Source organism: Cuniculiplasma thermophilum (genome assembly GCF_052315355.1).
Lineage (GTDB): Archaea > Thermoplasmatota > Thermoplasmata > Thermoplasmatales > Thermoplasmataceae > Cuniculiplasma.
This window is the reverse complement of sequence record NZ_JBLSDF010000059.1, coordinates 1-5,482: the sequence shown is the minus strand read 5'-3', so window position 1 is coordinate 5,482 and position 5,482 is coordinate 1. Positions and strand designations below refer to the sequence as shown.

10 protein-coding genes are annotated in these 5,482 nt (G+C 38.0%); 6 read left to right on the top strand and 4 right to left on the bottom strand.

Annotation, left to right across the window (positions count from 1 at the left end):
• A partial coding sequence (locus ACNF42_RS08375; RefSeq protein WP_443340313.1) for a hypothetical protein occupies positions 1-381 on the bottom strand: 381 nt, incomplete at its 3' end.
• A gap of 557 nt (positions 382-938) precedes the next feature.
• Between ACNF42_RS08375 and ACNF42_RS08370 the strand changes: the two genes are divergently transcribed.
• From ACNF42_RS08370 to ACNF42_RS08345, 6 genes are all read left to right on the top strand, one after another.
• Positions 939-1,283: a transposase gene (locus ACNF42_RS08370; RefSeq protein WP_443340312.1), complete on the top strand. Its 345-nt coding sequence runs from the start codon at positions 939-941 to the stop codon at positions 1,281-1,283.
• Positions 1,284-1,406: 123 nt separating this feature from the next.
• A complete protein-coding gene (locus tag ACNF42_RS08365) occupies positions 1,407-1,520 on the top strand; it encodes a transposase (RefSeq protein ID WP_443340315.1) in 114 nt (37 codons plus the stop codon).
• Between the two features lie 169 nt (positions 1,521-1,689).
• Positions 1,690-2,007, top strand: a complete 318-nt coding sequence (locus ACNF42_RS08360; RefSeq protein ID WP_443340311.1) for a hypothetical protein — start codon at positions 1,690-1,692, stop codon at positions 2,005-2,007.
• Complete coding sequence (locus ACNF42_RS08355; RefSeq protein ID WP_443340310.1) at positions 2,004-2,603, top strand: METTL5 family protein; 600 nt, start codon at positions 2,004-2,006, stop codon at positions 2,601-2,603. The genes ACNF42_RS08360 and ACNF42_RS08355 overlap by 4 nt, the downstream gene beginning before the upstream one ends.
• A gap of 65 nt (positions 2,604-2,668) precedes the next feature.
• Positions 2,669-3,841 (top strand): NAD(P)/FAD-dependent oxidoreductase, encoded by a 1,173-nt coding sequence (locus ACNF42_RS08350; RefSeq protein WP_443340309.1) that lies wholly within the window; start codon positions 2,669-2,671, stop codon positions 3,839-3,841.
• Positions 3,838-4,281: a hypothetical protein gene (locus ACNF42_RS08345; protein WP_443340308.1), complete on the top strand. Its 444-nt coding sequence runs from the start codon at positions 3,838-3,840 to the stop codon at positions 4,279-4,281. Before ACNF42_RS08350 ends, ACNF42_RS08345 begins: the two co-directional genes overlap by 4 nt.
• Here the strand turns inward: ACNF42_RS08345 and ACNF42_RS08340 are convergent.
• The 3 genes from ACNF42_RS08340 to ACNF42_RS08330 form a co-directional block, all read right to left on the bottom strand.
• Positions 4,278-4,421 carry a hypothetical protein gene (locus ACNF42_RS08340; RefSeq protein WP_443340307.1) on the bottom strand — a complete coding sequence of 48 codons (144 nt, stop codon included), beginning with the start codon at positions 4,419-4,421 and terminating at the stop codon, positions 4,278-4,280. The two genes, ACNF42_RS08345 and ACNF42_RS08340, sit on opposite strands and share 4 nt — an antisense overlap.
• Complete coding sequence (locus ACNF42_RS08335; protein ID WP_443340306.1) at positions 4,418-5,203, bottom strand: dienelactone hydrolase family protein; 786 nt, start codon at positions 5,201-5,203, stop codon at positions 4,418-4,420. The genes ACNF42_RS08340 and ACNF42_RS08335 overlap by 4 nt, the downstream gene beginning before the upstream one ends.
• Positions 5,204-5,256: 53 nt before the next feature.
• Positions 5,257-5,482: transposase (locus tag ACNF42_RS08330; RefSeq protein WP_443339446.1), on the bottom strand; the 226-nt coding region annotated here is incomplete at its 5' end.

The following is a 5,482-nucleotide window of genomic DNA, read 5'->3' as shown; positions in this document are numbered from 1 at the left end:
TGTTATCATTCCATAGCTATCCGATCTCCCGTTGAAAACATCCACTACGTAAGGATTATCTGAAAGATTGTACGTTATATTCTTACTTCCGAAGTTTCCTCCAGTTGTGATCCACTCGGGATCAAAGGCAAGCAGGGTGAGGCTTGCGTTTGAAAGATTGTATGTGAATCCTGAATCAGGATATGTTGTATAGGTTGAATCGAAATGTGGGATATCTTTAAGGATGACTCTTATTTGAACGGGCAATCCTTCTGTTGCATGATGATCTGATATATCATAGTGATAAATTATGAAAAATGATGAAGCAATAACTATCGCGGCAGCAAGGATTGGGAATATGAACTTCTTTCTTTCCTTATTCATACCCTTTACAGGTGTCATAATCATATGTATATGGCATTGTATATATATATTATGGTTCTTCCGACTTTTATATGGTTAATTTCAACTAATGCTTTTATATATTCTTAAACGGACGAATGCCAGATCTATTCGACATTGCTGGAACTTAAATCATACTGGAAGATTGAGAGTGTTTCCCTCATTTTGTGAAGAAGACCGTTGATATATACATAACATATGTGAAGGGCTCATAACTTCTTTGTAGAATATGCAGGAAAGAATGAATGGTTTATGATCAATTAAAGGAGAGAGTGTGGAGGGCTCTTGACAGCATTGAATTCATGACATTTGTTAATGCATCTCCACCAAGGATATAATGCAATGAACATAGCATCGTAGAGGCGGTGATCCCATGGACAGAGAAGAGATCCACATTTACATTGAGATTCGAAACCCGGTCCATTAAAATGCTTCAGAATATTGACACACGCACAATTTCACTGACATAATGAAGTTATCACAGGCATGGAAAATCCTTGTGCTGACAGTGAATAGAAGAATAGAAAGGAAGAGCGGCAACCCATCCATCATTAACATTGACGAGAAATCATAAAAAAGGCCATAAATATATGACACTTGTCTATGACATGATGAACAATGGTGTGGAATACATTTCATACGACAGGAAGAAGAAATCACTGGATCAATATTACAACACTCTTTCAAAAGAACAGCTTTCCTCCATTTCTACGGTCTCAATGGACATATGGGATACATTCATTTCATCCACACTGGAACATGTTCCTGATGCAGGAGGGAAGATCGTCTTTGACAGATTCCATGTCATGAAGCATGTGAATATGGCAGTTGATTCCAACTGCAAGATAGAGATTTGCATGTTTCTGGAGAAAGGAATGGATGATATCAAGGGAATCGGATAAATATGGCTCCACTCATCATGGAATCTGACAGAGAAATACCGAGAAAGATATTAGGAACTGAATAGATCAGATATCCTGACGGGAAAGGCATGTTCCATGAAGGAAATATAGGTGAGTTGTGGAATGCAGCATCCATGGATGATGAAACTAAAACTGGAAAAAATAATGAACTATCTTAGTCACAGGATCACAAATGCAATGTCAGAAGGGATCAATTCAAAGATAGCCCGAATATAAAAGATTGGGTATGGATTCAGAAATAATGAACATCTTAGGACTTCCATATATTTCAGGTGAGGTAATATAACAGCTTTATACATGAAACAACATAAAAGCTCGATGACTCATTTTTTTATATAATTATGGTATATAGTTAACTTTATAACTATTGATAAAATAAGGACACATGCCAATAAGTAGCAGACGTAAGGTGGATAAGATTGTTGCAAAGAGAAGAGAAAGCAACAACTTGAGAAATATTCCTGACGTTCTTGTTCCATTGTGGCAGGTTAAAATTAGAGAAAGATTTGGAATCAATATAGATAGAGAGATTGCTCGCTATATAGTGATGGCTGCCCACGAAGAAGGGACTTGGAAAAAGCAGAGGGCTATGCAAAAGATCGAGGCTATCCTAATAGAGCGTGGAGTCAGTAAGGAAGATTCCATTAGAATATCCAGAAATGTGATTAATATAGTTGTGGGTGGAGGAAACAACTCGGATTGAAATTTGATAGAAAGCACCTTGAAATCCAACTTTCCGGCCTGCTTCCCTTTAATTCCCCCAAGAATTATCTTGAGCAATATTCTACTGAACCTGGGATTGCAGCCAGTTTATTGTGGGACGCCTATTTAGATGGGAATATTTACGAAAAGAGAGTTATTGATGCCGGTGCAGGAAACGGGATTCTTTCCTATGCATCTTTATATTTAGGATGCAAATTTTTGAAAGCCATTGAAATTGATCCTGATCAGAGATATGTGCTCGAAAAGAATCTGAATAAGTTCCAAAATAAGGAAATAGTGATAGGCGATATATCCCAGATTAATGAAAGATATGATACAGTTCTATGCAACCCACCCTTTGGGGCTGTGAGGCGAGATGCCGATTTGCCTTTCCTTGAAAGGATTTTCCAACTTGGAAAGAACGTATACATCATACACAATGCGGTAAATGATCAATTCATGACTGGTTTTATCAAAGAAAAGGGTGAAATATTAAAGAAAACATTAATAAATATGGATCTACCAAAAATGTACAGCCACCACACGAGGGATCATAAAAATATAAGATTGATGGCATACCTGGTTTCCTCATATTAATATATTACCTTTTAATGTTAACCGTTTAATATATATAATTATGATTTATATGTTTTATGATGGTTATGAAAAAAGTAGTGATCGTAGGAGCAGGGGCCGGAGGGGGCCTTGTAGCGAGTAAGATAAGGTCAAAAACTGATCGAGATCAGGTGGAAATCACTGTTATAGATTCCATCGGAAGAACGGATTTTCAACCTTCATATCCAATGGTATCAATAGGACTAAAAAGACCATCTGAGATAGGTGTACCATTCGAAAACTTCAGTAAAACAGGAATAAAACCTATCAAGGCAACGGTAAAATCGGTAAATGGAGATGAAAGAGTTGTCAAAACGGATAAGGGAGACATAGCATATGATGAACTTATACTATCGCCGGGCGCCAAAGTAGAAAACGAAAAACTTCCTAATTCTGAAACAATAGGACACTTCTGGGATCTTGGTCACTCACTTGAACTTAGAAAAAAACTTATGAATCTTAAGGAAGGAAAGATAGTTATCGGAGTAACCAGCACAATATACAAGTGTCCGCCAGTACCATGGGAAATGGCAATGCTTCTCGACAATATGTACCGAAATCTTGGAATAAGGAATAAGATCGAAATTAAGGTTGTTCATTGGGCATCAAAGCCCATGGCTATGTTCGGGCCAGTTATTTCAGATCCTGTAACAAAATGGACAGAGGAAGCAAATATAGAGGGAAACTACAACTTTGAATTCGATAAAATTGATCCTGAGAAAAAGAGAATAGTTTCGAAGAAAGGGGATGAGGAAAGTTACGATTTTGCAATTCTGGCACCACCTCACTCAGTGCCGGATTTTGTAAAGGACAGTGAGAATCTTCTCAGTCAGAGAGGTTGGTTAGATGCAAACGCCGATACATTTAGGCCAAGGAAATATGACGATATATATGGCCTTGGAGATGCCATTGCTCCAACTTTAGGAATAGGTATGGCAGGGGTGTTTGCTCACTTTCAGGCTGACACAGTTGCCTCTTTTGTACTTAATGACCTGGACGGCATATACCCGCCATTTGCATATAACAAAGTAGGATTGTGTGCCTCAGACATGGGAGGAACCGGATGGATCTCATACTGCGACTTTTCAGGGAAAATAAGGGATAACAAGGTTCCATTTCCAGACTGCGGTGTTCTGGGCAGTGGTCCTCTCTTCAAGCTTGCTCATTCCATATATGAGAAGTATTTTCTTGGTGCTGTTTATGGGGGGTGGATAAGATGAGCGATCAGGATATAATGGATAAGATTAGGGAACTTGAACCAACAATTGATGCCATCAAAAAACTGCAGGAGAGCGGAGTTATGGCTGCACTTGAATCCTTGGGTGAGCAGGCTGATCTGATTATAAATTATGCAAGTACTATGGAAGTTTTGGGGACATTATCTCTTCTGTTCAGGATAATGGGAATTGCGGATATTTCCATGGGTAAGGTGAATCAAGAAGAACTAATCAAGAATGCAAAGGAGATAGACTGGGGTTCTCTTTTCAAAATGCTATTCGAAATATTGAAATTCATTGCAAATGATGCAAAGAATATACCCAAACCTACGGGAAAGCAGAAACTGAAGGATACTCTTGGAGAACTGAGGAGCCCGGAAACAGAATATTTGATAAAATTGATGTCTGGTATAAGTTCCAAACTTATGAACAGGGAGGATTAATCTCCTTTCTTGACTTTTTCGTAGTCGTTGAATTTTCGTCCATCAGTGCCATTCATGTATTTTTTTGTCACGTCTACCCAGACATAAAAACACCCGTCAAAAATCCCTTCCTCGTTCTCTTTTAATTCCTTTTTGCTCATTGCAAATTCCTCCTGTAAAACAACAACAACCTTTCCCATGCATCCTCAGAAGCATCCTTATTATAACTCATACCTGTGTTATTAAAAAAGGCGTGAAATGTACCCGGATACATCTTCATTTCAAAATTCAATTTGTACTTTGATACCATTTCTGCCACATCCTTTATTGTGGCATTTATTCCACTGTCCTCCCCTGCATAAAGGCATAGGAGGGCACCCCTAATATTCTTCATATCCTCAATATTTCTAGGGCTGGCACCGTAAAATATTGCCGAGGCATCAAATTTAAGCTCAGTGGAAATCTGGAAAGCCAGGCCTCCTCCCATGCAAAAACCTACAATACCTATCTTATCCTCCTTCCCCTCTGATTTATAAAGCCATTCAAGATCTGAGAGCATCCTCTTTTCCATTTCTACTCTCTTTTCACTTACAAATGTGAATATTTTTCTTCCATCCTCAGTGAGATTATCCATTACCTTTTTTATAGCATCTGGATCTCTTCTTTTGTCAGGAGGCAGGGACCACAGTGGTCTCATAGCATCCATTATTTTTTCCTCTGTAAATATCTCCTTGTCATTTTGCCTTGAATAGAGATCTGGTGCTATAACCCTGTATCCCTCCTTTGCCAGTCTTCTGCTAAAGGATTTAATAAATTCTGTCAACCCCCAGATCTCAGAAACAACTATAACACTGGATCTGTAATTACCTGGTTTTGCCTCAAAAAAATCCAAAGTATTTCCATCAAACGTTTTAAAATGTCCTATGCTTTCCTTTACTTCCATAACTTATTAATAATTTATTCCTTAATAAACATAGTGTCCCAAATGTTGTGTATTTATAAAGGATACCTCCTTTGGAACATTTCCTTAATCTCATCAATGCATTTATAATATCCTCTCAATGATCTCATTGACCATTTATCATTTATCTCTGCTGCTCTCAGATAAATGATCTTCATTGCACTCTCTTCCGACGGCATTGAATCAATGATCTTGATCCTTCTTCTTATCTCCTTGTTCATTCTTTCTATGAGATTTGTAGAATGTATTGATCTCCTTATG